Raw genomic sequence first — 23,356 nt, forward strand, 5'->3', positions numbered from 1 at the left:
TGGTAGAATCGTCACCGGTTCACACGAGGTTTATCCATGCACGATCCCCACAGCGAACGCATGAGCAGCGGTGAAACCCGCGCAGCCAGCGGGTTGGCCCTGGTGTTCGCTTTCCGCATGCTGGGCATGTTCATGGTCTTGCCGGTACTGGCGACCTATGGCATGGACCTGGCAGGTGCCACCCCGGCCTTGATCGGTCTGGCGATCGGCGCCTATGGCTTGACCCAAGCCTTTCTGCAAATCCCTTTCGGGGTCATTTCCGACCGCATCGGCCGTCGCCCGGTGATCTACGGCGGCCTGGTGATCTTCGCCATCGGCAGTGTGGTCGCGGCCCAGGCCGATTCCATCTGGGGCGTAATCGCAGGACGCATCCTGCAGGGTGCCGGGGCGATATCGGCGGCGGTCATGGCTCTGCTCTCGGACCTGACTCGCGAGCAGAACCGTACCAAGGCGATGGCCATGATTGGCATGAGCATCGGTGTGTCCTTCGCCGTGGCGATGGTGGTCGGGCCGCTGCTGACCCGCGCCTTCGGCCTGCATGGGCTGTTCCTGGCGACCGGTGTGCTGGCTCTGGTCGGCATCGTGCTGGTAGCCTTCGTCGTGCCCAAGGCAACGGCCCACACTCGGCATCGCGAGTCCGGCGTGGCCCGGGGCGAGATGCTGGCCACGCTCAAGCACCCCGACCTGCTGCGCCTGGACCTGGGCATCTTCGTCCTCCACTCGATCCTGATGGCCAGCTTCGTCGCCTTGCCGCTGGCGCTGGTGGAGCGCGCCGGGTTGCCCAAGGAACAGCATTGGTGGGTTTACCTGACGGCGCTGGTCGTATCTTTTTTCGCAATGATTCCGTTCATCATCTACGGCGAAAAGAAGCGCAAGATGAAGCGTGTTCTGCTGGGCGCGGTGGCAACCCTGATGCTGGTGGAGCTGTTCTTCTGGGCGTTCGGCGACGGTCTCAAGGCGCTGGTGATCGGTACGGTGGTGTTCTTCACCGCGTTCAACCTGCTCGAGGCGTCGCTGCCTTCGTTGATCAGCAAGGTTTCGCCGGCCGGTGGCAAGGGGACGGCCATGGGGGTGTATTCCACCAGTCAGTTCATGGGGTCGGCCATGGGCGGCATCCTGGGTGGCTGGCTGTTCCAGCACGGTGGCCTGGGTGTGGTCTTCATCGGATGCGCGGCGCTGTGCGCCCTGTGGCTGGCCATAGCTGTTACTATGCGCGAACCACCCTACGTGACCAGTCTGCGCTTGCCGCTTTCGCCCCAAGCGATGCGCGAGACGGGATTGGCCGAGCGGTTGAAAACCGTGCCCGGTGTAACAGATGCGGTGGTGGTAGCAGAAGAAGCTGCCATCTATATCAAATTGGACAAAGAAATTTTGGATCGCACCGCCCTCGAGCGCCTGGTCAACCCAGCGCCGACAGCGTGCGAAGCCTAGGAGAACGATATGGCCCGTGGGGTTAACAAAGTCATTTTGGTCGGCACCTGTGGTCAGGATCCGGAAGTTCGCTACCTGCCCAACGGCAACGCGGTCACCAACCTGAGCCTGGCCACCAGCGAGCAGTGGACCGACAAGCAGAGCGGCCAGAAGGTCGAGCGTACCGAGTGGCACCGTGTGTCGATGTTCGGCAAGGTCGCGGAGATCGCCGGTGAGTACCTGCGCAAAGGCTCGCAGGTGTACATCGAAGGCAAGCTGCAGACCCGCGAGTGGGAAAAGGACGGTATCAAGCGGTACACCACCGAGATCATCGTCGACATGCAGGGCACCATGCAGCTGCTGGGCGGCCGTCCGCAGAACAACGACCAGCAGGGTGGCGGTGGCAACAACTACCAGCAGTCGGCACCGGCTCCCCGTCAGCAGGCCCCGCGTCCGCAGCAGTCGGCACCGCAGCAGCGTTCGGCTCCGCCTGCCCAGCAGCAGCCGGCGCAGCAACCGGCTCCGGACTTTGACAGCTTTGATGATGATATTCCGTTCTAAGCTGCCCGCCTGAACCGAAAAAGCCCCGCTGCCACCCGGCAGCGGGGCTTTTTGTTGCTCGCCAAAAAGCAGGCGAGGTCGCGGCTTGCAATCGGCCTTCGCAGCCTGATTTGGCGTCAGTTTTTCAGCTGTTTTTGCAGCGGCAAAATATAAATATATGCATCGCGTATTCTCTTGCCGCGGCCCCGTCGCTTCACTAAGCTTTTTCGAAACTTCGCGTCCTGTTGCCCGCGTGCTGTTGCTCACAGCGCAATGCCTGCAGCCGATACACCCCATCGAACGGAATCATTCCATGGCATCAGGTCATCGCTTTCATGCGCTCGACAGTCTTCGCGGCATCTGCGCATTGGCGGTGGTGTTGTACCACCTGCATGTGGTGGGCAGCCTGACCGAGCTGGCGTTCTTTCGCAGTGCCGATCTTTTCGTCGACTTCTTCTTCGTGCTCAGCGGGTTCGTGATCACTCATGCCTATGGTGCGCGGCGCGATCTGGACCTGCGGCGGTTCTTCATTCTGCGTACGTTTCGTCTGGCGCCACTGCATGTGTGCCTGCTGGGAGTGTTCATCGTCTTCGAGTTCGTGAAGTGGGGCGCGGCGCAGCAGGGGGTCAGCTTCAACAAGGAGCCGTTCACCGGCATGTATGCGCCTTCGCAGATCCTGCCAAACCTGTTGCTGATCCAGGCATGGACGCCGTTGACCGAGAACATGTCGTTCAACTACCCCTCCTGGAGCATCAGCATCGAGTACTACATGTATCTGATTTTCGCCGCGGTGGTGCTGTGCACGTCGGCGCGGCGGGTGCTGGTGTGGGCGGGGATCGTCATCGTCGCCGTGGCGATGCTGTACAGCGGGTCGGGGCCGTTTACCGCGCTGGCCTACAAGGGGCTGACCTGCTTCTTCGCTGGTGCCTTGTGCTACAAGGTGTTCGAAGCGCTGCGCCAACGGGTGCAGCTGGGGTTTGGCGTGGCATCGCTGCTGGAAATGCTGGCGGGCGCTTTGATTGTGTGGACCTTGAGCAGCGACAGCCCGAACAAGGCCGTGCTGGCTAGCGTGCTGTTCTGCGTGACTGTGACCTTGTATGCGTTCGATGCCGGCATTGTTTCCAGCCTGCTCAAGGCGCGTCTGTTCGAGTTGCTGGGGCGGCTGTCATACTCGATCTACCTGACCCATGTGATCATTTTGAGTGTGTTGATCCTGCTGTTCATGGTGCTGGAGAAGAAGACCGGGTTGCCACTGGCGCCGGTGTTCGGAGATTTCCGTTACCTGGATAGCGGTTATCCGTGGCTCAACAACCTGCTCGTGGGCCTGGTATTGCTGGCCGTGATCGGAATTTCCTTCGTCACCTACCACCTGATCGAGGTCAACGGACAGAAGTGGGGGCGTCGTTTACTGGGGCAGCGATTGCCTGCGCGGGCCGTGCCGGGCTGAGGCTGCGGCGCTGCCACGAAACCCTCTTTTTGATAGCGCGTGACGTCAGCGTCAGAAAAACGCAAAATGGCTGTTCGATTCGAGTGCGGGCGAAGGTTTGATCGTCGACCACGCGCCTGCGGTTAATCTGAACTGTCAATTTGAACGGACCTGCTGACTCTATGCGAATGCGCCTTATGCTGTTGGGCGGTGGGAATGCCCTGGGGCATGCGCTGATTCGCCTTGGAGCGGAAGAGGGCATCGGCTTCCTGGCTCCACGTCCACCGGACACTGGTTGGGATGCAGCCAGCCTCACCGACCTGCTCGATGAAACCCGCCCCGATGCGCTGATCAACCTGGCGTACTACTTCGACTGGTTTCAGGCCGATGCCGTGAGTCAGGCGCGCCTGGACCAGCAGGAGCTCGCGGTGGAGCGTCTGGCCGAGCGATGCCAGGAGCATCAGATTGTGCTGCTGCAGCCTTCCAGCTATCGTGTGTTCGATGGCTCGCGGGCCACTGCCTATAGCGAAAAGGACGAGCCGGTGCCTCTGGGCCTGCGCGGTCAGGCACTGTGGCGAATCGAGCAGAGCGTGCGTGCGGCTTGCCCGCGACATGTGCTATTGCGTTTCGGCTGGCTGCTGGACGACAGCGCCGACGGCGTACTGGGCCGTTACCTGCGGCGTGCCGAGTTGCCGCAACCCTTGCCTCTGGCCGATGACCGACGTGGTAATCCGACCCCCGTAGACGATGCTGCACGGGTGATCCTCTCGGTGCTCAAGCAGCTGGACTGTGAAGCGCCGCTGTGGGGCACCTACCACTACGCCGGCAACGAGGCGACCACCGCCCTGGCCCTGGGCCAGGCGATCATCAGCGAAGCCAAGACGCTGCATTCGCTGGCGATCGATGCGCCCACCGCGCAGGCCCACGCCGCGCGACCTGATGCAGGGGAAGAACCGCAACACGCGGTACTGGCCTGCAAGAAAATTTTGCACACTTTCGGCATCAAGCCGCGCGCCTGGCGTTCGGGGTTGCCGAGCCTTCTGGACAGATACTACCGACATGGTTGATACACCCATTCTGATCACCGGCGGCGCCGGTTTCATTGGCTCCCACCTGGTCGATGCGTTGTTGGGCGCCGGTCACTCGGTGCGGGTGCTCGATGACTTGTCCACGGGCAAGCGCAGCAACCTGCCGATGGAAAACCCCCGGCTGGAACTGATCGAGGGCGATGTCGCCGACGCCGCGCTGATGACCCAGGTGGTGCGCGGCTGCAAGGCGGTGGTGCACCTGGCAGCGGTCGCTTCGGTGCAGGCCTCGGTGGACGATCCGGTGAAAACCCATCAGAGCAACTTCATCGGCACCTTGAACCTGTGCGAGGCCATGCGCCTGGCAGGAGTCAAGCGTGTGCTGTTCGCTTCCAGCGCCGCGGTGTATGGCAACAATGGCGAGGGCGAAGCGGTTGGCGAAGACACCACCAAGGCACCCCTGACGCCCTATGCCTCGGACAAGCTGGCCAGTGAGTACTACCTGGACTTCTACCGTCGCGAGCATGGGCTGGAGCCGGTGGTGTTTCGCTTCTTCAATATCTACGGGCCGCGGCAGGATCCTTCCTCGCCGTACTCGGGCGTCATCAGTATTTTCAGCGAGCGGGCGCAGCGTGGGCAACCGATCAGCCTGTTCGGCGATGGCGAGCAGACCCGCGATTTCTTCTATGTGGGCGATCTGGTGACCTTGCTGATGCAGGGGTTGCAGCAGCCGAATGTGCAGGCGGGGCCGGTGAACGTCGGGCTGAATCAGGCGACTTCATTGAACCAGTTGCTGGCGGGGCTGGGGGCGGTGCTGGGTGGTTTGCCGGCGGTGAGCCATGGGCCGGCGAGGGGGGGCGATATCCGTCATTCGCGGGCCGACAATACCCGACTGCTGGAACGCTTCGAGCTGGGGCCGGTGACCCCACTGGAAGAAGGGCTGCGGCGCCTGCTCGGGTTGTAGGCTTTTCACTTTCACGTGCCAGCCCACGCCCGCAACGGGCGAAGGGCGGGCGACGGCAAGCGCGTCTAGAACTTGTAGCCTACACCGACCATGTACACCCACGGGTCGACTTCCAGGTCGACCTTGGTGCGGCCTACGCCCAGCGCCGTAGGACCGTCGACGCTGGCCTTGGTGTCGATGTCGACGTACCAGACCGACGCGTTGACCATCATGTGCTCGCTGAGCATGTAGTCGAACCCCAGTTGCCCGGCGAAGCCCACCGAATCCTGAATCTTCAGGTTGTTGAAGCCCTGTTGCTTGCGCGCACCGCTCAGGTCTTCGTCGTAGAACAGGGTGTAGTTGATGCCCACGCCCGCGTACGGCTGGAAGCGCGATGTCGGCGCCAGTGGGTAGTACTGCAGGGACAGGGTGGGAGGCAGTTGCTTGACGTCCGCCAGTTTCCCGTCCAGCCCGGCGATGCCGGTGGCAGCGCTGACTCCGCGTACACCCACGGTGTGCTGGAACGGCGTGGCTGCCAGCAGCTCGATGCCGACGTGGTCGGTGAGCATGTAGGCGAAGGCCAGGCCCAGTTGGGTGTCGCTGTCCAGGGTGGCCTTGGTGCCCGCGACCTTGGCGCCGTCCAGCTTGAGTTGGCCGCTGTCTTCATTGGGGGCAGTGGTGGCGGCGCCGGCACGGATGATCAGATCGCCGGCCTGGTGTGCCTGGGCCAGGGGGGTTGCCAGCGCCATGGCAATCAGTGAGGCGCCGAGCAAGGACTTGTTCATGGGAGCTCCATTGGGCAATGCGAAGGAAATTCGCCCAATGGTAGTCAGTGCACCGGCTCGGTTTTTTGATCTGGCTCAATAAAAGGCCAATGGCTCAGTCCGGCAGCTCGTAGGGGTAGATCTTCGCAGCAGCCATCTGGTAGCCGGCCTGCGCCAGCTCGCTGGTGCTGGCCTTGACCTGCATCGGCCCTTCGATCCAGTAAGGCTGGTAGAGCTCTTCGACCTTCACCCCGACGGCGCTGGTCACATGCACGATCTGGTTCGACGGCGGGGGCGGCACATGGATGCAGGCGCCGAAGTAAGGCACCAGCAGAAACTCGGTGGTCCGTCCCGACTCGTTGACCTCCAGCGGCACGATGTAGCCGGGGATGCGCAGCTGCTGACCGTCCAGTGCTTGGACCACCGGTGCGTCCGGCGCCTGCTGATGGGCGGCGGGCCCGGCTTCGGCCAGCGCGGTGCCCATCTGCGCTAGGTCGTGCATGGGTGTCATCTGCGGTACCAGCTTGGGCGCATCCGGCGGGATCAGTGCCTCCCAGCTGACTTCCTTGAGCTCGGCCGCGGACAGCGACAGGCTGGTCAGCAGTAACAAGGCCATTACCGCGCGCAACATAGGTTGAATCCTCACAGGTGGATCGACAGGCCGTCGGCCAGGGATTGTCGGTAGGCGCGCCAGGCCGGTATCGCGCCCATGACCACGGCGGCTGCGAGGATGATGCCCAGCAACGACCACTCATAGACACTGGGCAGGCTCAAGGGCAGGTACAGGCCGTAGTTGGACTGCACGTAGCCTTGGGCGCAGGCAATGCTCAGGTACAACAATGCCATGCCGGCCAGGATCCCCACCAGCGCCAGGGCGAAGGCTTCAAGAATCAGCAAACCGGCAATGTGCCAGGGACGGGCGCCGACCGAGCGCAGAATGGCCATCTCGCGGCGGCGCTCGTTGAGGCTGGTGACGATCGCCGTGAGCATGCCGATCAGACCGGTGAGCACGACGAACACCGAAATGACGAACAGGGCTTGTTCCGCCGTGCCCATCAGACTCCACAGCTCTTGCAGGGCGACGCCGGGAAGAATCGCCATCAGCGGTTCGCCACGAAAGTCGTTGATGTCGCGCTGTAAGGCGAAGGTGGCGATCTTGCTATTGAGGCCGACCATGAAAGCGGTGATGGCGCTGGGCGTCAGGTCCATGTTGCGCGCCTGGTCGGCGCTGATTCGTCCGGCGCCGCGGGCCGGTACGCCGTTTTTCCAGTCGATGTGGATGGCTTCCATGCCACCCAGGCTGATGTGCAGCGTGCGATCGACCGGCGTGCCGGTGCGCGCCAGGATGCCGACGACGGTGAACGGCTTGTCGTCGTGCTTGACCAGGCTGATGGCCGCCACGCCGTGGGCCAGCACCAGTTTGTCGCCGAGTTTGTAGTGCAAGGCGTCGGCCACCTCCGCGCCGAGCACGACTTCGAAAGGGTCGGTCTGGAAGGCACGGCCCTGGGCAAGTTGCAGGGACTGGTGACGGCCGTATTGATAGTGCTCGAAATAACTCTGGTTGGTGCCCATGACCCGGTAGCCGCGGTGGGAGTCACCCAGCGAGATGGGGATGGCCCATTTGACCTGCGGGTTGCTGGCGTAATGCTCGAAGCTGTCCCAGCGGATGTTGTTGGTGGCGTTGCCGATGCGAAACACCGAGTAGAGCAGCAGATTCACCGAGCCGGAGCGGGCGCCGACGATCAGGTCGGTACCGCTGACGGTGCTGGCGAAGCTGGCGCGGGCTTCGTGGCGCACACGTTCCACAGCCAGCAGCAGGCATACCGACAGGGCAATGGCGAAGGCGGTCAGAAATGCGGTGAAGCGGCGATTGGCCAGGCTGGCCAGGGCAAGACGAAGCAGGTACATCAAGACACCTCGGATGAGGCAGGGCGCGCTGCGCGATTGAGCTCGGCCAGGGATAGATGACGGTCGAACAAGGGGGCCAGGCTTTGATCGTGACTGACGAACAGCAGGCTCGAGCCCGCTGCGCGGCATTCGGCGAACAGCAGTTGGATGAAGGCTTCGCGGGCATCGCTGTCCAGGGCCGAAGTCGGCTCGTCGGCGATCACCAGTTCGGGCTGGCCGATCAGCGCGCGGGCGGCGGCGACCCTTTGCTGCTGACCGATGGACAGGGTGTCGGCGCGACGCTGGAGCAGGTCCGGGTCGCGCAGTCCCAGGTGAGCCAGCAGTTGGGTAGCCGCCTGGGCAACACTGCCATGGCGCTGCCCGGCGCGATCGGCGCGGCGTCGGGAGAAGCGGCAGGGCAGTTCCACGTTTTCGCGCACCGACAGGAACGGCAGCAGGTTGAATTGCTGGAAGATGTAGCCGGTGTGCTCGACGCGAAACCGGTCACGGGCGGCGAAGCTGAGCTCGCTCAGGTTCTGACCGAGCAGGTGGACGCTGCCGCGTTGCGGAGTGTGCACGCCACCGAGCAAGCCGAGCAGGGTGGTTTTGCCGCTGCCGCTGGGGCCTTTGAGAAAGAGGGTTTCCCCACGCTCCAGGCGGAACGCAGGGATATCCAGCAACATCGCTTGGCCGGGCCAGGCAAAGCCCAGTTCGGCCAGCTCGATCAATGCATCGCTCATGGGTCAGAATTTCAGGCTGCTTTGCGTGGGAGTGAGGTCCGTGCCCTGTTGGCCGGACGGGCCGATCAGTTGTACCTGAATTTTCTGGGTGGCGGGGAAGGTACTGAACAGGCGCGCAAGGTCCAGGTGGTCGAGGGCCTTCGGCGACGCGCAGGTGAAGTGGTAGTGGGCGTGAATCTCGCTGTGCTCGTGATGGTGCTCATCGCCTTGCTTGGCTTCGGTGGCGCCGTGCTCGTGATCCGGCTTGTCGCCGAACAGCGGGCTTTCCAGTTCCTGGTCGGTGACCTTGCAGCCCGCTGCGGCGGGCAGGCTGAACAGCGCCAGGGGTTGCTCCAGGGTCTTGCGGGCTGCGGCGACCTTGGCTTTGTCGGCATCGCTGCTGGCGGCGTGTTCGAAACCCACCAGGTTCATGGCCGGGCTTTGCAGTTCCAGTTCCAGCGTCTGCCCATCCAGGGCAGCGTCGAGGCGGGCCACGCCATGTTCATGGGCGCCGAGGCTGCCGTGCTCGTGCTCGTGCTCGTGTTCATGCTCGTGATCGTGGCCCTCTTCGTGGGCGTGGACGACGAGGGGCAGAAGGGCAAAGGGCAGGGCAAGCATGAGACGGCGCATAAGGGAATCTCGTGAGCGGTATGGAAACGCAATGTTATAACAAATTTACATTTTGTGACCATGCCTGGGGAAAGATTCATGTTCGCTTCAGGCAGCGGGCGCGGACGGCGTGATGTCGAAGGCGGGATTGCTTCACTGGCGGGGCGCTGCTACAACGAGGCCTCGCTATGAAAGGGCATTCGCATGATCAGAATCAAAGGCACCGTTGGCAATCTGCCGGTGGACCTGGCCATAGAAATAGACGCCCAGGACTGGGCGCACCTCACCGGCCCATTCGCGACAGCCGCCGAAGCTGCGCCGACGTCTGCAGTGGCGCCCGCGCCGGGCAAGGGCAAGGCGCAGGACGACGGCGCCTGGCGCAGCGTGCTGTTGCTGCTGGAGCAGGCAGGGCGTATCGAGGGTCCGGCGTTGCTGGATCAGGTCCAGGGGTTGGTGGGTGACGTGGCGGCCGGCAAGCGAATGCTGGTGCGCTTGCGCCATTGCCCGCAGGTAAAGGTGGAAGCCGGCGCGGATGCGCCGGTCTATTGCTGGGTCGGCTAGCGGGACGGACCGCTCGCCTGGCAGGCCCTGCGCAACCCATCAGTACAGGGCGGCGAACAACTTGCGGCGGTAGGTGGTCACCAGCGGGTGATCGTTGCCGAGCAATTCGAACACTTGCAGCAAGGTCTTGTGCGGCAGCCCTTCGCTGTAGCTGCGATTGCGCATGAACAGGTGGAGCAAGCCATCGAGGGCGGCTTCGTAGTGCTGGCGCGACAGCTGCTGGATGCACAACTGGTACGCCGCTTCGTCGTCGCCCGCGTCGCGAGCCAGGCGGGCCTTGAGATCGGCCACGTCGGGCAGGGCCTTCGCCTGGCGCAGGAACGTCAGCTGCGCCTTGGCACCGGCCAGCGCAGCCTTGTGCTCGTCGCCGCTGACGGCGTCGAGCACCTGCTGCGCTTCGTCCAGCTCGCCGCGTTCGGCTAGGCAGCGGGCGAACAGGATCAACGCCCCAGGGTTGGCATTGTCTTCGGCCAGCAGCCCCTTCAAGGTCTGCTCGGCTTCGCCGAAACGGCTCTCGCTGAACAGCGCCTGCGCCAGTTCCAGCGGATCGGCTGCTGGCGGTGGCGGCATCTGTACGTGAGGTTCGAGCAGCGCGCGGATGGCCGATTCGGGCTGGGCGCCTGCGAAGCCATCCACGGGTTGACCATCCTTGAACAACACTACGGTGGGCAGGCTGCGAATGCCGAAGCGGCCGACGATGTCGGGCTCGGCGTCGCAGTCGACCTTGGCCAGAACCAATTCGCCGGCATAGCTTTCGGCGATCTGTTGCAGCAAGGGCATCAGCACCTTGCAGGGGGCGCACCACTCGGCCCAGAAGTCCACCAGCACGGGCTTGATGTAGGAATTCTGGATGACGGCCTGATCGAAATCGGCAGTGGTCACGTCGAAGATGTAGGGGGTTTCTTGACTCATGTGAATCTCGAGGATCAGCGGTTCGGTGGACTATAAGGGATTCGAATCAGGCCCACCACCGCCGCTCGGATGGCCAGGTGGCGGGCGCTGTCAGGCCGTTTCAGGGGGCTTTGATCATTTCCAGGTTGCCCAGCAGTTGGGTGGTCGGTTGGCTGATCTGCACCGCAGGCAGGTGCAGGATCAACTGCCCCGACTGACTGGCACGGGCCCGCAACTCGACCCGCGAGCCTGCCGGGAAAGCCTCGGCGGCAAAGCGCAGTTGGAAGGGCAGTGGCTGATTGGTGCCGCGTTGCTTGGCGCTGGCCAGCAGCTTTTGCGGGCGGCCCTTCGAATCGATCACCAGCAAGGCCATTTCAACCTCGGCACCGGCAGGCACGCCGAGCAGGTTGCCGCTGAGCTGACGCTGGTAGGCAGGCAACGGGCCGAGTTCGACGGGGGCCTTGATGACCGGCGCAGGCGCGGCTGCGGGCGGTGTGGCGCTGGCCGCAGGCTTGGGCGCATCACTGCTGCAGGCGGCGAGCAGGCTGAAAAGAGCGAGCAGAACGAGCGACTTGGACGGCATTTCGAGATCCAACAAAAGTAGATCCGTCTGTATACCGCAAAGGCTCGGGCTTGTCTTGCCAGTGGGATGCGCTACCATGGCCCTCCCTTTTTTTGTTGCCTGCCACCATGCACTGTCCCTTCTGCGGTGCCAACGACACCAAGGTCATCGATTCACGCCTGGTCGCCGAGGGCGAGCAAGTTCGCCGGCGCCGTGAGTGCCTGGCCTGTGGTGAGCGTTTCACCACCTTCGAAACCGCCGAACTGGTGCTGCCACGGCTGATCAAGCAAGACGGCAGCCGCCAGCCCTTCGACGAGGAAAAGCTGCGCGCCGGCATGCAGCGGGCCCTGGAAAAACGCCCGGTCAGCGTCGAGCGTCTTGAGGCGGCGTTGGTGCACATCAAGCATCAGTTGCGCGCCACGGGCGAGCGCGAGGTCAAGTCGCTGGTCGTGGGCGAGTGGGTCATGACCGAGCTGCAGAAGCTCGATGAAGTGGCCTACATCCGTTTCGCTTCGGTCTACCGGCGCTTCCAGGATCTGGACGAATTCCGTGAGGAAATCGACCGCCTCGCCCGTGAGCCGGCCAAGGAGTGACCTGCATGTCCGATCTGGCAGCCAACGACGCCCGGCACATGGCCCGTGCCCTGGAACTGGCACGCAAGGGGGTGTATTCCACGCACCCCAACCCGCGCGTGGGGTGCGTGATCGTGCGGGACGGCGAAACGGTTGGCGAAGGCTGGCATGTCCAGGCCGGAGGCCCTCATGCCGAAGTTCATGCACTGCGTCAGGCCGGTGATCGCGCCCGCGGTGCTACGGCCTATGTAACGCTGGAGCCGTGCAGCCACCATGGACGTACACCGCCGTGCGCCGAGGCGTTGGTCGAAGCAGGGGTGGCGCGGGTGGTGGTGGCGATGCAAGACCCCAATCCGCAGGTGGCGGGGCAGGGCCTGGAACGTCTGCGGCAAGCGGGCATCGCCGTTACCTGTCCGCTGCTCGCGACCGAGGCGCGTGCGCTGAACCTCGGTTTTCTCAAACGCATGGAGCACGGCCAGCCATACATTCGGGTGAAACTGGCCATGAGCCTGGACGGGCGCACGGCCATGGCCAGCGGCGAGAGTCAATGGATCACCGGGCCCGCTGCGCGCTCGGCGGTGCAGCGCCTGCGGGCGCAATCCAGTGCCGTGCTGACCGGCGCCGACAGTGTGATCGCCGACGGCGCCCGCATGACCGTACGCGCTGCCGAGCTGGGGCTGGATGCCGAGACCGTCGAACTGGCGACCCGCCGCACCCCGCTGCGCATCCTGATCGACGGCCGCCTGCGAGTGCCGCTGGATGCACCGTTCTTCCAGGCAGGGCCCGCGCTGGTGGTGACCTGCGCAGACGCGGCAGCGCATCCGCAATACGCCCAAGGCGGCCATGAGTTGCTGAGCTTGCGTGGTGACGAGGGGCAGGTCGATCTGCCGAAGCTGTCCATCGAGCTGGCACGGCGAGGCATCAATGAAGTGCTGGTGGAAGCCGGGGCGAGCCTGGCCGGTGCCTTCGCGCGGCAAGGCCTGGTGGATGAATACCAGCTGTTCATCGCCGCCAAGTTCATGGGCTCCACGGCGCGACCGTTGCTCGACTGGCCGCTTGAGCGCATGAGCGAGGCGGCGCCTTTGCAGATCATCGAAATGACCGCGGTGGGCGACGACTGGCGGGTGATTGCCGTCCCGGCCCCGAACCTCGCGCCACAGCCCGCTACGGCGCCGACAAAGCGCGTATAATTTTCGGCTTGCGCCTGGCGCCAGCCCAGTTCTGGAGGAGAACTCATGTTCACCGGTATCATCGAATCCATCGGCAGCATCCGTGCGTTGACCCCCAAGGGCGGTGACGTGCGCGTCCACGTGGACACCGGCAAGCTCGACCTGGGTGACGTCAAGCTGGGCGACAGCATCGCCATCAATGGCGTCTGCCTCACGGCCGTCGAACTGCCAGGCCATGGTTTCGTTGCCGACGTCAGCCGCGAAACCCTGGACTGCACCGCCTTCCACCAGCTCAAGAACGGCAGCCGGGTCAACCTGGAAAAGGCCCTGACCCCCACCACGCGTCTGGGTGGGCACCTGGTCAGCGGCCATGTCGACGGTGTCGGCGAAGTGGTTTCGCGCCAGGAAAATGCCCGAGCCGTGGAATTCCGTATCCGCGCGCCCAAGGAACTGGCCAAGTACATCGCCCACAAGGGTTCGATCACCGTCGACGGCACCAGCCTGACCGTGAACGCCGTGGACGGCGCCGAGTTCGAGTTGACGATCATTCCGCACACGCTGAGCGAAACCATCATGGACGACTACCGTCCCGGTCGCCTGGTCAACCTCGAGGTCGATCTGCTGGCGCGCTACCTGGAGCGACTGCTGCTGGGCGACAAGGCCAGCGAGTCGAGTCATGGCGGGATCAGCGAAAGCTTTCTGGCCGCCAACGGCTACCTGAAATCCTGAACAGTCTGCTGTTCTGAACACAAGGGGGTGCCGCGTGGCGCTCAACACGATCGAGGAACTGGTGGAAGACATCCGCCAGGGCAAGATGGTCATCCTTATGGATGACGAAGACCGCGAAAACGAAGGCGACCTGATCATGGCCGCCGAATGCTGCAAGGCCGAGCACATCAACTTCATGGCCCGCCATGCGCGCGGTCTGATCTGCATGCCGATGACCCGCGAGCGCTGCGAGACGCTCAAGCTGCCGCTGATGGCACCGCGCAATGGGTCGGGCTTTGGTACCAAGTTCACCGTGTCCATCGAAGCAGCTACCGGCGTCACCACGGGCATCTCTGCCGCCGACCGCGCACGCACGGTTCAGGCTGCGGCCGCTCGCGAGGCCCGCGCCGAAGACATCGTCAGCCCCGGGCACATCTTTCCGCTGATGGCGCAGGCGGGCGGCACCCTGGCCCGCGCCGGTCATACCGAAGCGGCCTGCGACCTGGCGCGCATGGCCGGCTTCGAGCCGGCCGGGGTGATCTGCGAGGTGATGAACGACGATGGCACCATGTCGCGTCGCGCCGAGCTGGAAGTGTTCGCCGCCGAGCATGACATCAAGATCGGCACCATCGCCGATCTGATCCATTACCGGATGATCCATGAACGTACCGTTCAGCGGATTGCCGAGCAGCCGCTGGACAGTGAGCTGGGCCAGTTCAACCTGGTGACCTACCGCGATTCGGTGGAAGGCGACGTGCACATGGCGCTGACCCTGGGCACCGTGCTGGCGGACCAGCCGACCCTGGTGCGGGTGCACAACATGGACCCGTTGCGCGACCTGCTGATGGTCAAGCAGCCTGGCCGCTGGAGCCTGCGGGCCGCGATGAGCGCGGTGGCCGAGGCCGGCAGCGGCGTGGTCCTGCTGCTCGGTCATCAGCAGGACGGTGATGTGTTGCTGGCACACCTGCGCGAAAGCGCCGGGCAGGCCACGGCAAAAACACCGACCACCTACAGCATCGTTGGCGCCGGTTCACAGATCCTGCGGGACTTGGGCGTGCGCAAGATGCGCCTGCTCAGTTCGCCGATGAAGTTCAATGCGATATCCGGATTCGATCTGGAAGTTGTAGAATACGTGCCCTCCGAATAAAGACTGGCTGCAAGGTTCGCCGCAGTGCCGCCCAGATGGCGGTGTGCTCGAACCGCAGCGTCGATATTCGTGATCCATTATCCGCAAAGGCCGCCCACAGGCGGCCTGGCTCTTTAAGATGAGACAAACCCGAATGACCCTGAAGACCATCGAAGGTACCTTCATCGCCCCCAAAGGTCGCTACGCCCTGGTGGTCGGCCGCTTCAACAGCTTTGTCGTCGAAAGCCTGGTGAGCGGTGCCATCGATGCCCTGGTTCGCCATGGCGTCAGCGAAAGCGACATCACCATCATTCGCGCCCCCGGTGCGTTCGAGATTCCGCTGGTCGCACAGAAGGTCGCCCAGCAAAGTGAATACGCCGCGATCATCGCCCTGGGTGCGGTCATTCGGGGCGGTACGCCGCACTTCGAATACGTCGCCGGTGAATGCACCAAGGGCCTGTCCCAAGTGTCGATGGAGTTCGGCGTGCCGGTCGCCTTCGGCGTACTGACCGTGGACACCATCGAACAGGCCATCGAGCGTTCCGGCACCAAGGCCGGCAACAAGGGCGCTGAAGCCGCGCTTTCGGCTCTGGAAATGGTCAGCCTGCTGGCGCAGTTGGAGGCCAAGTGATCAACGACGAAAGCGATCGCTTCAACCCGCGCGATCCCAAGCCTGCAGACGCCGGCAAGCCTTCGCGCAGCGCCAAGCGCCGTGAAGCCCGCCAGTTGGCGACCCAGGCCCTGTACCAGTGGCACATGGCCAAGCACTCGTTGAACGAGATCGAAGCGCAGTTTCGCGTCGACAACGACTTCAGCGACATAGATGGCGCGTACTTCCGCGAAATCCTGCACGGTGTGCCGGCCAGCCGCGATGAAATCGACAGCGCGCTGGCGCCCTGCCTGGACATCACCATCGAGGAGCTCGATCCGGTCGAGTTGGCCGTGCTGCGCCTGTCCACCTGGGAACTGCTCAAGCGTGTCGACGTGCCGTACCGCGTGGTCATCAACGAAGGCATCGAGCTGGCCAAGGTGTTCGGTTCCACCGACGGCCACAAGTTCGTCAATGGCGTGCTCGACAAGCTGGCGCCGAGCCTGCGTGGCCCGGAAGTAGCAGCGCACAAGCGCTGATCGCGGACATGCAGCCCATGGGCGAATTCGAGCTGATCCGACACTATTTCGCCGCGGCGTCCTGTGCGCGGGCCGGCGAGGGTGTCGCCTTGGGGATCGGCGACGACTGCGCCTTGCTGGCACTGGCGCCGGGTGAGCAGATGGCGGTTTCCACCGATACCTTGGTGGCGGGCGTGCATTTTCCCGACGGTGCCGATCCTTTCCTGCTGGGCCAGCGCGCCCTGGCCGTTGCGGCCAGCGACCTGGCCGCCATGGGCGCCAGCCCCTTGGGCTTTACCCTGGCCCTGACCTTGCCCAGCGTTTCGGCGCAATGGCTGGAAGAGTTCGCCAGCGGCCTGGATGCCATGGCCGAACGCTGCGCCCTGCGCCTGGTCGGCGGCGACACGACCCGTGGCCCGCTGAGTTTGACCCTGACGGTCTTCGGCAGCATTCCCCGAGGTCAGGCCCTGACCCGCAGCGGCGCCCGACCGGGTGATCTGCTGTGCGTGGGTGGCAAGCTGGGCAATGCCGCAGGTGCCCTGCCACTGGTGCTCGGCCAGCGTCGCGCCGAGCCAGAGGTGGCCGGGCCGTTGCTGGCGCACTACTGGTCGCCGATGCCGCAGTTCGTACTGGGCCAGGCATTGCGTAGCCGGGCCAGTGCAGCGCTGGACATCTCCGATGGCTTGTTGGCCGACTGCGGCCACATCGCCAGGGCCTCGAAAGTCGCCCTGCTGGTGGAACGCGAGCGGCTACCGGTGTCCAATGCCCTGCAGGCGCTGCTGGGACTGGAAGGTGCCTGGTCGGCAGCCCTGAGTGGCGGTGACGACTATGTACTGGCGTTCACCCTGCCTCCTGAAGAAGAAGCCAGCCTGCGCGCGCAGGGCGAGGTGTTTTTCGTCATCGGCCAAGCGAGTATTGGCGAAGGCGTCACGCTGGTCGATCATCACGGCCAGGACATCACCCCGACCATCCGGGGCTACCAACATTTTGCGGAGACACCGTGACAGACCATCCCAACCAGGTTCCAGCGGAGTTCGTGCCCCCCTCGGTGTGGCGTAATCCATGGCATTTCCTGGCCTTCGGTTTCGGCTCCGGAACCTTGCCCAAGGCGCCGGGCACCTGGGGTTCGATGGTCGCCGTGCCGTTCATTCCGTTGTGGCAGATGCTCCCCGATTGGGGCTACTGGCTGATGCTGGGTGTGAGCATGCTGTTCGGCATCTGGCTGTGCGGCAAGGTCGCCGACGATCTGCGCGTGCACGACCATGAAGGCATCGTCTGGGACGAGATGGTGGGCATGTGGATCACCCTGTGGCTGGTGCCCGAAGGCTGGGTGTGGTTGCTGGTGGGGTTTCTGGTGTTCCGCTTTTTCGACATTCTCAAGCCGTGGCCGATTCGCTGGATAGATCGCCATGTGCATGGGGGTGTGGGTATCATGTTCGACGATGTGCTGGCCGGGGTCTTCGCCTGGTTGGCCATGCAACTGCTGGTGTGGGGCTGGAGCTTCGTGTGAACCGGCCTGGCTTGGGTCGGCTATGAGGGCGCAACGGATGGGTCGATGGCGATGGCTGCTGGGCGCAGCGGTGCTGATCTGCGGGGCGGCCATCGCAGGCGCGTTGCCGCAGCCGGCCCGCATCGATCTGGTCAGTGAGGCATGGGAGGACTACACCGACGCCGATGGCAAGGGCTTGGCCTGGGACGTGTTGCGAGAAGTGTTCCAGCCGGCGGGTGTCACCGTGGTCATCCACACCGCGCCTTACATCCGCTCGGTGGGGTTGGTGCAGCAGGGCCAGGCCGATGCCTGGGTCGGTTCGTACCAGAACGAGACGCAGGCCCTGTACCCACGTTGGCATTACGACACCGATCATATCTACGCCCTGAGCCTGGTCGACAAGCCTCAGGTCGATTTCACCAGTCTGGGCGGCTATCGCCTGGCCTGGGTACGGGGCTACCAGTTCCAGAAATACCTGCCGAACGTGAAAATCTACAACGAGGTTCAGCGCCGCAACGGCATCCTGCCCATGCTCGAACACGACCGTGCCGACTATTACGTCGATGCCCTGACCGAAATCGAAGTCATCCTGCGCGAGGCGGCCGATCCCGCCCGTTTCAAGCGTATACACGTGGCCGAGCTGCCGTTGTACCTGGGCTTCAACGACAGCGCACGTGGGCGGGCGTTGCTGGCCATCTATGACCAGCGCATGGAGCAATTGGTCCAAGGCGGACAGTTGCGCGGGATCTACCAGCGCTGGGGCCAACCTTATCCATTCGATGCCCCCCAGCCAGCGCCTTGACCGGCGTGTGTAAAGCGCGCCACGATCATCCGCTGAGCAGGCCCGCAGAGCTGCTGTTACAATACTGCCCTTGTCAAGTTCATCAAGAATCAGGAGCACCCGGTGCCCGTCGTTTTTGTCGCTGCTTCTCAGCTTCCCACGCCTTTCGCTTTGTTCACCATGCATGGTTTTCTCGATGAGGCCACAGGCCGCGAGCATGTCGTGCTCAGCCTGGGCGATGTGGCTGACGGTGCACCCGTGTTGGGGCGCCTGCATTCGGAATGTCTGACGGGGGATGCGCTGTTCAGCCAGCGCTGTGACTGCGGATCGCAGCTCGAGGCCGCGTTGCAGGCCATTGCCCGTGAAGGCCGTGGCGTATTGCTGTATCTGCGTCAGGAGGGTCGAGGTATTGGCTTGCTGAACAAGATCCGTGCCTATGAACTGCAGGACGGCGGTGCCGATACGGTCGAGGCCAACGAGCGCCTGGGCTTCGCTGCCGATCAACGCGACTACGGCATGTGCGAACCGATGCTCGAACACCTGGGTGTCAAAGCCTTGCGCTTGATGACCAACAACCCGCGCAAGGTCAAGGCGTTGACCGACATGGGCATCAACGTTGCCGAGCGGGTGCCACTGCACACCGGACACAACCCGCACAACAAATACTATCTGGCAACCAAGGCCGGCAAGCTTGGCCACATGATGGGCAACGAGCATCAGGGCGAGGTCGTCGGCACGATCCGCAAGGGTAGCGAAGGGCTGTAGTGTGCAATGCAGGGCCGACGACGTCGGCCCTGCATTGCGATGTCGTCAGCGCTGCAGCAGACGCTGACGCAGGGTGATGGCGGCTTCGATGCCGGCGGCATCCAGGCCACACTCGGCCAGCATCTGCGCCGGTTTGGCGTGTTCCACATAGGTGTCCGGCAAACCCAGGTGCAATACAGGCTTGAGCACGCCTTCGCGGGCCAGGAACTCGCTGACCGCCGAACCTGCACCGCCCATGATGGCGTTCTCTTCCAGCGTGACGAGTAGATCGTGGCTCTCGGCCAGTTCGCGCACCAGTTGCTCGTCCAGCGGTTTGACGAAGCGCATGTCGGCGACGGTGGCATCCAGCTTCTGCGCCACCTTCAGTGCTTCGGCCAGCTGCACGCCGAACACCAGAATGGCAACGCCACGACCTTGCCGACGGACCACGCCCTTGCCGATCTCGATGCTGTCCAGGCCCTGGTGAATCGCCGCGCCCGGACCGTTGCCGCGTGGGTAGCGCACGGCTGCCGGACCTGGGTAGTGGTGACCGGTGCTGAGCATCAGGCGCAGCTCGTTTTCATCGCTGGGCGTCATCACCAGCATGCCGGGGATGCAGCGCAGGTACGACAGGTCGTAGCTGCCGGCGTGGGTCGGGCCGTCCTCGCCCACCAGGCCGGCGCGGTCGATGGCGAACAGGACGTCGAGGTTTTGCACCGCCACGTCGTGGATCAGTTGATCGTAACCGCGCTGGAGGAACGTCGAGTAGATCGCGACTACCGGCTTGGTGCCCTCACAGGCCATGCCGGCAGCCAGGGTCACCGCATGCTGCTCGGCAATGGCCACGTCGAAATACCGTTCGGGGAAGCGCTCGCTGAACGCCACCAGGTCCGAACCTTCCTTCATGGCCGGGGTGATGCCGACCAGGCGCGGATCGGCTTCTGCCATGTCGCACAGCCATTGCCCGAATACGCCCGAGTACTTCGGCCCGCTGGCCTTGGCGGGAGCGGCGACCGGCGCGTCGAGCGGGTCGAGCTTGGTGATGGCGTGGTAGCCGATCGGGTCGACCTCGGCCGGAGCGAACCCCTTGCCCTTCTTGGTAACCACATGCAGGAACTGCGGACCCTTGAGGTCGCGCATGTTGCGCAGGGTGGCGACGAGTGTCGGCAGGTCGTGGCCGTCGATCGGGCCGATGTAGTTCCAGCCCAGTTCTTCGAACAGGGTGCCGGGAACCAGCATGCCCTTGGCGTATTCCTCGGTACGGCGGGCGATTTCCCACGCACCGGGCAGGCGCGACAGGACCTTCTTGCTGCCCTCGCGCATGCTGGTGTAGGTGCGGCTGGAAAGAATCTTGGCCAGGTAGTTGGACAGGCCGCCGACATTGCGCGAAATCGACATGTCGTTGTCGTTGAGGATCACCAGCATGTCGGCGTTGACTTCCGGCGCATGATTGAGCGCTTCGAAAGCCATGCCTGCGGTCAGGGCGCCATCGCCGATCACGGCAATGGCTTTGCGCCCGCTGTCCTGCAGGCGTGCGCCGATGGCCATGCCCAGCGCGGCGCTGATGGACGTGCTGGAGTGCCCGACGCCAAAGGTGTCGTATTCACTTTCACTGCGTCGCGGGAAGGCGGCGATGCCGTCCTTCTGACGCAGGCTGGCCATGCGTTCGCGGCGACCGGTGAGGATCTTGTGCGGGTAAGCCTGGTGGCCGACGTCCCAGACCAGACGATCGTCGGGTGTGTCGAAGACGTAGTGCAGGGCGATGGTCAGCTCGATGACGCCCAGACCGGCACCGAAATGCCCGCCGGTCTGGCCGACCGTGTAGAGCAGCTCCTGGCGCAGTTCGTCGGCCAGTGTTTCGAGCTCGGCTTCGCCCAGACGGCGCAGGCCGGCAGGAGTGTCAGCACGGTCGAGCAGGGGCGTCGCCGGGCGTTCGCGGGGGATCTCTTGAAACGTCGTGGGCATCAGGCGAATCGTTATGAGTTTTAAGAATGGAGCAGTTTACCTGATGCGGCGGCGGCTGCGCACGCGCTCGTCAGTTGCGTCGCGTCACAATGTAACGTGCCAGCTCGCGCAGCGGCTCGGCCGCGGCATCGAAAGGCTGCAACGCGTGCAAGGCCTGATCGCGCAGATCCAGAGCGTAGGCCTTGGCGGCTTCCAGACCGAGCAGGGCCGGGTAGGTCGGTTTGTTCAAGGCGATGTCGGCACCTTGGCGTTTGCCCAGGGTGGCGGTATCGCTTTCGACATCGAGGATGTCGTCCTGTACCTGGAACGCCAGCCCTACCGCCTGGGCGTAGGCCTGCAGCGCTTGAAGTTGCGCTGGCTCGGCGCGGGCGCTGGCCAGCGCGCCGAGGCGTACGCTGGCCTCGATCAAGGCACCGGTCTTGTGCCGATGCATGAATTCCAGGGCGTGCCGATCAAGCTGCAGACCCACCGAGCCCAGGTCGATGGCCTGGCCGCCGACCATGCCGGCCGGGCCTGCGGCCTGGGCCAGCACCTGGACCATGCTCAGCCGGATGGCATCGCTTTGCGGGCTCAGGCTCGGGTCGAGCAGGGCAGTGAAAGCCAGGCTCTGCAGGCCATCGCCGGCAAGGATCGCGCAGGCTTCGTCGAACGCCTTGTGAGTGGTGGGTTGGCCACGGCGCAGGTCGTCGTCGTCCATGGCCGGCAGGTCGTCGTGCACCAGCGAGTAGGCGTGGATCAGTTCGACCGCACAGGCCGCGCCATTGGCCTGGCTTGCGTCGCCACCCAAGGCTTCGCAGGCGGCATAGGCCAGCAGCGGACGGACCCGCTTGCCACCGTTCATGACGCTGTAGCGCATGGCCTGGTACAGCCGCGTCAGCTCCGTCGACGGAGGGATGAACAGACCTTGCAGCGCGCCATCCACGCGTTGTTGGCAGACAGCCTGGTAGGCAGCGATCATTCAGGCTGTTCCGTGTCGAAGGGTTCTTCTGAGAGTTCGCCGTCCTTTTCCAGCAGCACCTGGACTTTCTGCTCGGCCTGGGCGAGCGCGCTCTGGCAGTCACGGGTGAGGCGGATACCGTTCTCGAAAGCGCTGAGCGAGTCTTCCAGCGAAAGCTCGCCGTTCTCCAGGCGTTCGACCAGCGTCTGCAGGTCGGCAAGGGATTGTTCGAAATCCAGGGAGGCTTTTTTGCGGGCCATGGCAGCGGTCTCGGCGAGAAGGATTGAAACCGGGCGACGTTATCAGACAGGCGGCTGCGGGGCAAATGGGAGCAACGCGGCTACTGGGGCTGGCTCTGCACGTCGCCGACGTGCACCACGGCGCGGTAGCGCACCCGTCCTTTGCGCAACTGCCGTATGGCCTGATTGACGTCTTCCATCGGCCACGACTGCACCCACGGTCTTACTTCGCGCGTCGCCGCGAAGTCCAGGGTGTCCAGAATATCCTGACGTCCACCGACATTGGCGGTGGTAATGCTCAAGGTCTTGTACATCATGGAGGCGATATCGAAGGTCACCGGTGGCGGCATGCCGGCGAAACACAACGTGCCGAAGGGCCGGAGCATGTCGACGATGGCCGTCCAGTCGCAGGTGACCGAGCTGGTCACCAGAATGTAGTCCAGGGCGTTGCGCACCTGTTTGCACTCGACAGGATTGCTCAGGTCGACGAAACGATTGGCACCCAAGGTCCGGGCATCGTGTTCCTTGTGCGGGCTGCTGGACAGCGCAGTGACGCGACAGCCGCGCTTGGCTGCGAACTGGACAGCGAGATGGCCCAAGCCACCAATGCCGACGATGCCGACCGCCATGCCGGGCCACGTGGCGCGTCTGAGCGCCGTGTACACGGTGACGCCTGCGCACAGCAGAGGCGCGGCGTGTTCGCTGCTCAGCGTGGTAGGGATGGGGAATACGAAGCGGCTGTCGCAGTGCATGTAGTTGGCCAGACCACCGCGTTCGCCATGGGTGCAGGTGGCGATCAGGCAGGGGCAATGCTGCTCTTCGCCCCGCAGGCAGAATTCACAGCCCAGGCAGGCGCTGCGGTACCAGCCAACGCCGACCCGTTGGCCAAGGCTGAGGCCTGCGACGTTTTCACCCAAGGCACTGACGTGGCCAATCACTTCGTGCCCGCACACCTGTGGGTAGACACTCGCATCGCCCCAGTGGCCATCGATCAGGTGCAGGTCACTGCTGCACAGGCCGCAATGAGTGACCTGGATTTCCACATCCATCGGCCTCAGGGGCGGGCTGCGGTAGCTGAGCGTCATCAGTTCGCGGTTGCGTTGAGCGGCCGCCCACGCGGTGACCAGGCGTCCGTTCATGGACGGGCCTGCTCGAGGCTGTGGAGCAGTTGTCGAGTCAGCC

The 23,356-nt window shown here is 64.0% G+C and carries 27 protein-coding genes; 16 read left to right on the forward strand and 11 right to left on the reverse strand.

The window, feature by feature from the left end; genetic code table 11:
• The first annotated feature begins 36 nt into the window (after positions 1 to 36).
• From QMX89_RS13690 to QMX89_RS13710, 5 genes are all read left to right on the forward strand, one after another.
• A complete protein-coding gene (locus QMX89_RS13690; RefSeq protein ID WP_282348607.1) occupies positions 37 to 1,431 on the forward strand; it encodes an MFS transporter in 1,395 nt (464 codons plus the stop codon).
• Between the two features lie 9 nt (positions 1,432 to 1,440).
• Positions 1,441 to 1,971 carry a single-stranded DNA-binding protein gene (locus QMX89_RS13695; protein WP_043192553.1) on the forward strand — a complete coding sequence of 177 codons (531 nt, stop codon included), beginning with the start codon at positions 1,441 to 1,443 and terminating at the stop codon, positions 1,969 to 1,971.
• A gap of 292 nt (positions 1,972 to 2,263) precedes the next feature.
• The gene (locus QMX89_RS13700) at positions 2,264 to 3,397 is read left to right on the forward strand and encodes an acyltransferase (RefSeq protein ID WP_282348608.1); all 1,134 of its coding nucleotides are present in this window, start codon (positions 2,264 to 2,266) and stop codon (positions 3,395 to 3,397) included.
• A gap of 161 nt (positions 3,398 to 3,558) precedes the next feature.
• Positions 3,559 to 4,443 carry a sugar nucleotide-binding protein gene (locus QMX89_RS13705; RefSeq protein ID WP_282348609.1) on the forward strand — a complete coding sequence of 295 codons (885 nt, stop codon included), beginning with the start codon at positions 3,559 to 3,561 and terminating at the stop codon, positions 4,441 to 4,443.
• Entirely contained in the window at positions 4,436 to 5,365 is a 930-nt protein-coding gene (locus QMX89_RS13710) for an NAD-dependent epimerase/dehydratase family protein (protein ID WP_282348611.1), read from the forward strand. The genes QMX89_RS13705 and QMX89_RS13710 overlap by 8 nt, the downstream gene beginning before the upstream one ends.
• 65 nt (positions 5,366 to 5,430) lie before the next feature.
• Here QMX89_RS13710 and QMX89_RS13715 read toward each other — a convergent pair whose 3' ends face one another.
• From QMX89_RS13715 to QMX89_RS13735, 5 genes are all read right to left on the reverse strand, one after another.
• On the reverse strand, positions 5,431 to 6,129 hold the full coding sequence (locus tag QMX89_RS13715) for an OmpW family outer membrane protein (RefSeq protein WP_122742706.1): 699 nt from the start codon (positions 6,127 to 6,129) through the stop codon (positions 5,431 to 5,433).
• 94 nt (positions 6,130 to 6,223) lie between these two features.
• The gene (locus QMX89_RS13720) at positions 6,224 to 6,739 is read right to left on the reverse strand and encodes a DUF3299 domain-containing protein (protein WP_049860792.1); all 516 of its coding nucleotides are present in this window, start codon (positions 6,737 to 6,739) and stop codon (positions 6,224 to 6,226) included.
• 11 nt (positions 6,740 to 6,750) lie between these two features.
• Positions 6,751 to 8,016 carry an ABC transporter permease gene (locus QMX89_RS13725; RefSeq protein WP_049860793.1) on the reverse strand — a complete coding sequence of 422 codons (1,266 nt, stop codon included), beginning with the start codon at positions 8,014 to 8,016 and terminating at the stop codon, positions 6,751 to 6,753.
• On the reverse strand, positions 8,016 to 8,735 hold the full coding sequence (locus QMX89_RS13730) for an ABC transporter ATP-binding protein (protein WP_049860794.1): 720 nt from the start codon (positions 8,733 to 8,735) through the stop codon (positions 8,016 to 8,018). Before QMX89_RS13730 ends, QMX89_RS13725 begins: the two co-directional genes overlap by 1 nt.
• A gap of 3 nt (positions 8,736 to 8,738) precedes the next feature.
• Positions 8,739 to 9,344 (reverse strand): DUF2796 domain-containing protein, encoded by a 606-nt coding sequence (locus QMX89_RS13735; protein WP_282348612.1) that lies wholly within the window; start codon positions 9,342 to 9,344, stop codon positions 8,739 to 8,741.
• A 183-nt stretch (positions 9,345 to 9,527) separates the two neighbouring features.
• Between QMX89_RS13735 and QMX89_RS13740 the strand changes: the two genes are divergently transcribed.
• Positions 9,528 to 9,884, forward strand: coding sequence for a hypothetical protein (locus QMX89_RS13740; RefSeq protein WP_056843966.1), 357 nt, complete (start codon positions 9,528 to 9,530; stop codon positions 9,882 to 9,884).
• 39 nt (positions 9,885 to 9,923) lie between these two features.
• Here the strand turns inward: QMX89_RS13740 and trxA are convergent, their stop codons facing one another.
• Together trxA and QMX89_RS13750 are read right to left on the reverse strand one after the other, a co-directional pair.
• Positions 9,924 to 10,796 (reverse strand): thioredoxin, encoded by an 873-nt coding sequence (gene trxA, locus QMX89_RS13745; RefSeq protein WP_282348614.1) that lies wholly within the window; start codon positions 10,794 to 10,796, stop codon positions 9,924 to 9,926.
• 100 nt (positions 10,797 to 10,896) lie between these two features.
• Complete coding sequence (locus QMX89_RS13750) at positions 10,897 to 11,358, reverse strand: YbaY family lipoprotein (RefSeq protein WP_049860941.1); 462 nt, start codon at positions 11,356 to 11,358, stop codon at positions 10,897 to 10,899.
• A gap of 107 nt (positions 11,359 to 11,465) precedes the next feature.
• On the opposite strand from QMX89_RS13750, the gene nrdR reads away from it, so the two are divergent.
• The 10 genes from nrdR (at position 11,466) to ribA (ending at position 19,054) form a co-directional block, all read left to right on the forward strand.
• Positions 11,466 to 11,930, forward strand: a complete 465-nt coding sequence (gene nrdR, locus QMX89_RS13755) for a transcriptional regulator NrdR (protein WP_161804299.1) — start codon at positions 11,466 to 11,468, stop codon at positions 11,928 to 11,930.
• Between the two features lie 5 nt (positions 11,931 to 11,935).
• Entirely contained in the window at positions 11,936 to 13,099 is a 1,164-nt protein-coding gene (ribD, locus tag QMX89_RS13760; protein WP_282348615.1) for a bifunctional diaminohydroxyphosphoribosylaminopyrimidine deaminase/5-amino-6-(5-phosphoribosylamino)uracil reductase RibD, read from the forward strand.
• A 45-nt stretch (positions 13,100 to 13,144) separates the two neighbouring features.
• A complete protein-coding gene (locus tag QMX89_RS13765) occupies positions 13,145 to 13,807 on the forward strand; it encodes a riboflavin synthase (RefSeq protein ID WP_049860799.1) in 663 nt (220 codons plus the stop codon).
• Between the two features lie 34 nt (positions 13,808 to 13,841).
• Positions 13,842 to 14,933 (forward strand): bifunctional 3,4-dihydroxy-2-butanone-4-phosphate synthase/GTP cyclohydrolase II, encoded by a 1,092-nt coding sequence (gene ribBA / locus QMX89_RS13770; protein ID WP_056843970.1) that lies wholly within the window; start codon positions 13,842 to 13,844, stop codon positions 14,931 to 14,933.
• A 133-nt stretch (positions 14,934 to 15,066) separates the two neighbouring features.
• A complete protein-coding gene (ribE, locus tag QMX89_RS13775) occupies positions 15,067 to 15,543 on the forward strand; it encodes a 6,7-dimethyl-8-ribityllumazine synthase (RefSeq protein WP_049860801.1) in 477 nt (158 codons plus the stop codon).
• Entirely contained in the window at positions 15,540 to 16,040 is a 501-nt protein-coding gene (gene nusB, locus QMX89_RS13780; RefSeq protein ID WP_049860802.1) for a transcription antitermination factor NusB, read from the forward strand. The genes ribE and nusB overlap by 4 nt, the downstream gene beginning before the upstream one ends.
• 17 nt (positions 16,041 to 16,057) lie before the next feature.
• Entirely contained in the window at positions 16,058 to 17,023 is a 966-nt protein-coding gene (gene thiL / locus QMX89_RS13785) for a thiamine-phosphate kinase (RefSeq protein WP_282348618.1), read from the forward strand.
• Positions 17,020 to 17,529 carry a phosphatidylglycerophosphatase A gene (locus QMX89_RS13790; protein ID WP_049860803.1) on the forward strand — a complete coding sequence of 170 codons (510 nt, stop codon included), beginning with the start codon at positions 17,020 to 17,022 and terminating at the stop codon, positions 17,527 to 17,529. Before thiL ends, QMX89_RS13790 begins: the two co-directional genes overlap by 4 nt.
• 37 nt (positions 17,530 to 17,566) lie before the next feature.
• A complete protein-coding gene (locus QMX89_RS13795; protein WP_282348619.1) occupies positions 17,567 to 18,310 on the forward strand; it encodes a transporter substrate-binding domain-containing protein in 744 nt (247 codons plus the stop codon).
• Positions 18,311 to 18,412: 102 nt separating this feature from the next.
• Complete coding sequence (gene ribA, locus QMX89_RS13800; RefSeq protein ID WP_049860805.1) at positions 18,413 to 19,054, forward strand: GTP cyclohydrolase II; 642 nt, start codon at positions 18,413 to 18,415, stop codon at positions 19,052 to 19,054.
• A gap of 45 nt (positions 19,055 to 19,099) precedes the next feature.
• Here the strand turns inward: ribA and dxs are convergent, their stop codons facing one another.
• The 4 genes from dxs to QMX89_RS13820 all read right to left on the reverse strand — a co-directional run bounded on the left by dxs (position 19,100) and on the right by QMX89_RS13820 (position 23,313).
• Positions 19,100 to 20,998 (reverse strand): 1-deoxy-D-xylulose-5-phosphate synthase, encoded by a 1,899-nt coding sequence (dxs, locus tag QMX89_RS13805; protein WP_282348620.1) that lies wholly within the window; start codon positions 20,996 to 20,998, stop codon positions 19,100 to 19,102.
• Between the two features lie 70 nt (positions 20,999 to 21,068).
• Entirely contained in the window at positions 21,069 to 21,956 is an 888-nt protein-coding gene (gene ispA, locus QMX89_RS13810) for a (2E,6E)-farnesyl diphosphate synthase (protein ID WP_282348621.1), read from the reverse strand.
• Positions 21,953 to 22,195, reverse strand: coding sequence for an exodeoxyribonuclease VII small subunit (locus QMX89_RS13815; protein ID WP_049860808.1), 243 nt, complete (start codon positions 22,193 to 22,195; stop codon positions 21,953 to 21,955). Before QMX89_RS13815 ends, ispA begins: the two co-directional genes overlap by 4 nt.
• Positions 22,196 to 22,275: 80 nt before the next feature.
• A complete protein-coding gene (locus QMX89_RS13820; protein ID WP_282348622.1) occupies positions 22,276 to 23,313 on the reverse strand; it encodes an NAD(P)-dependent alcohol dehydrogenase in 1,038 nt (345 codons plus the stop codon).
• Positions 23,314 to 23,356: the final 43 nt, after the last annotated feature.

Source organism: Pseudomonas sp. PS01301 (genome assembly GCF_029960215.1).
In the GTDB taxonomy this organism is placed as follows: Bacteria; Pseudomonadota; Gammaproteobacteria; order Pseudomonadales; family Pseudomonadaceae; genus Aquipseudomonas; species Aquipseudomonas coleopterorum.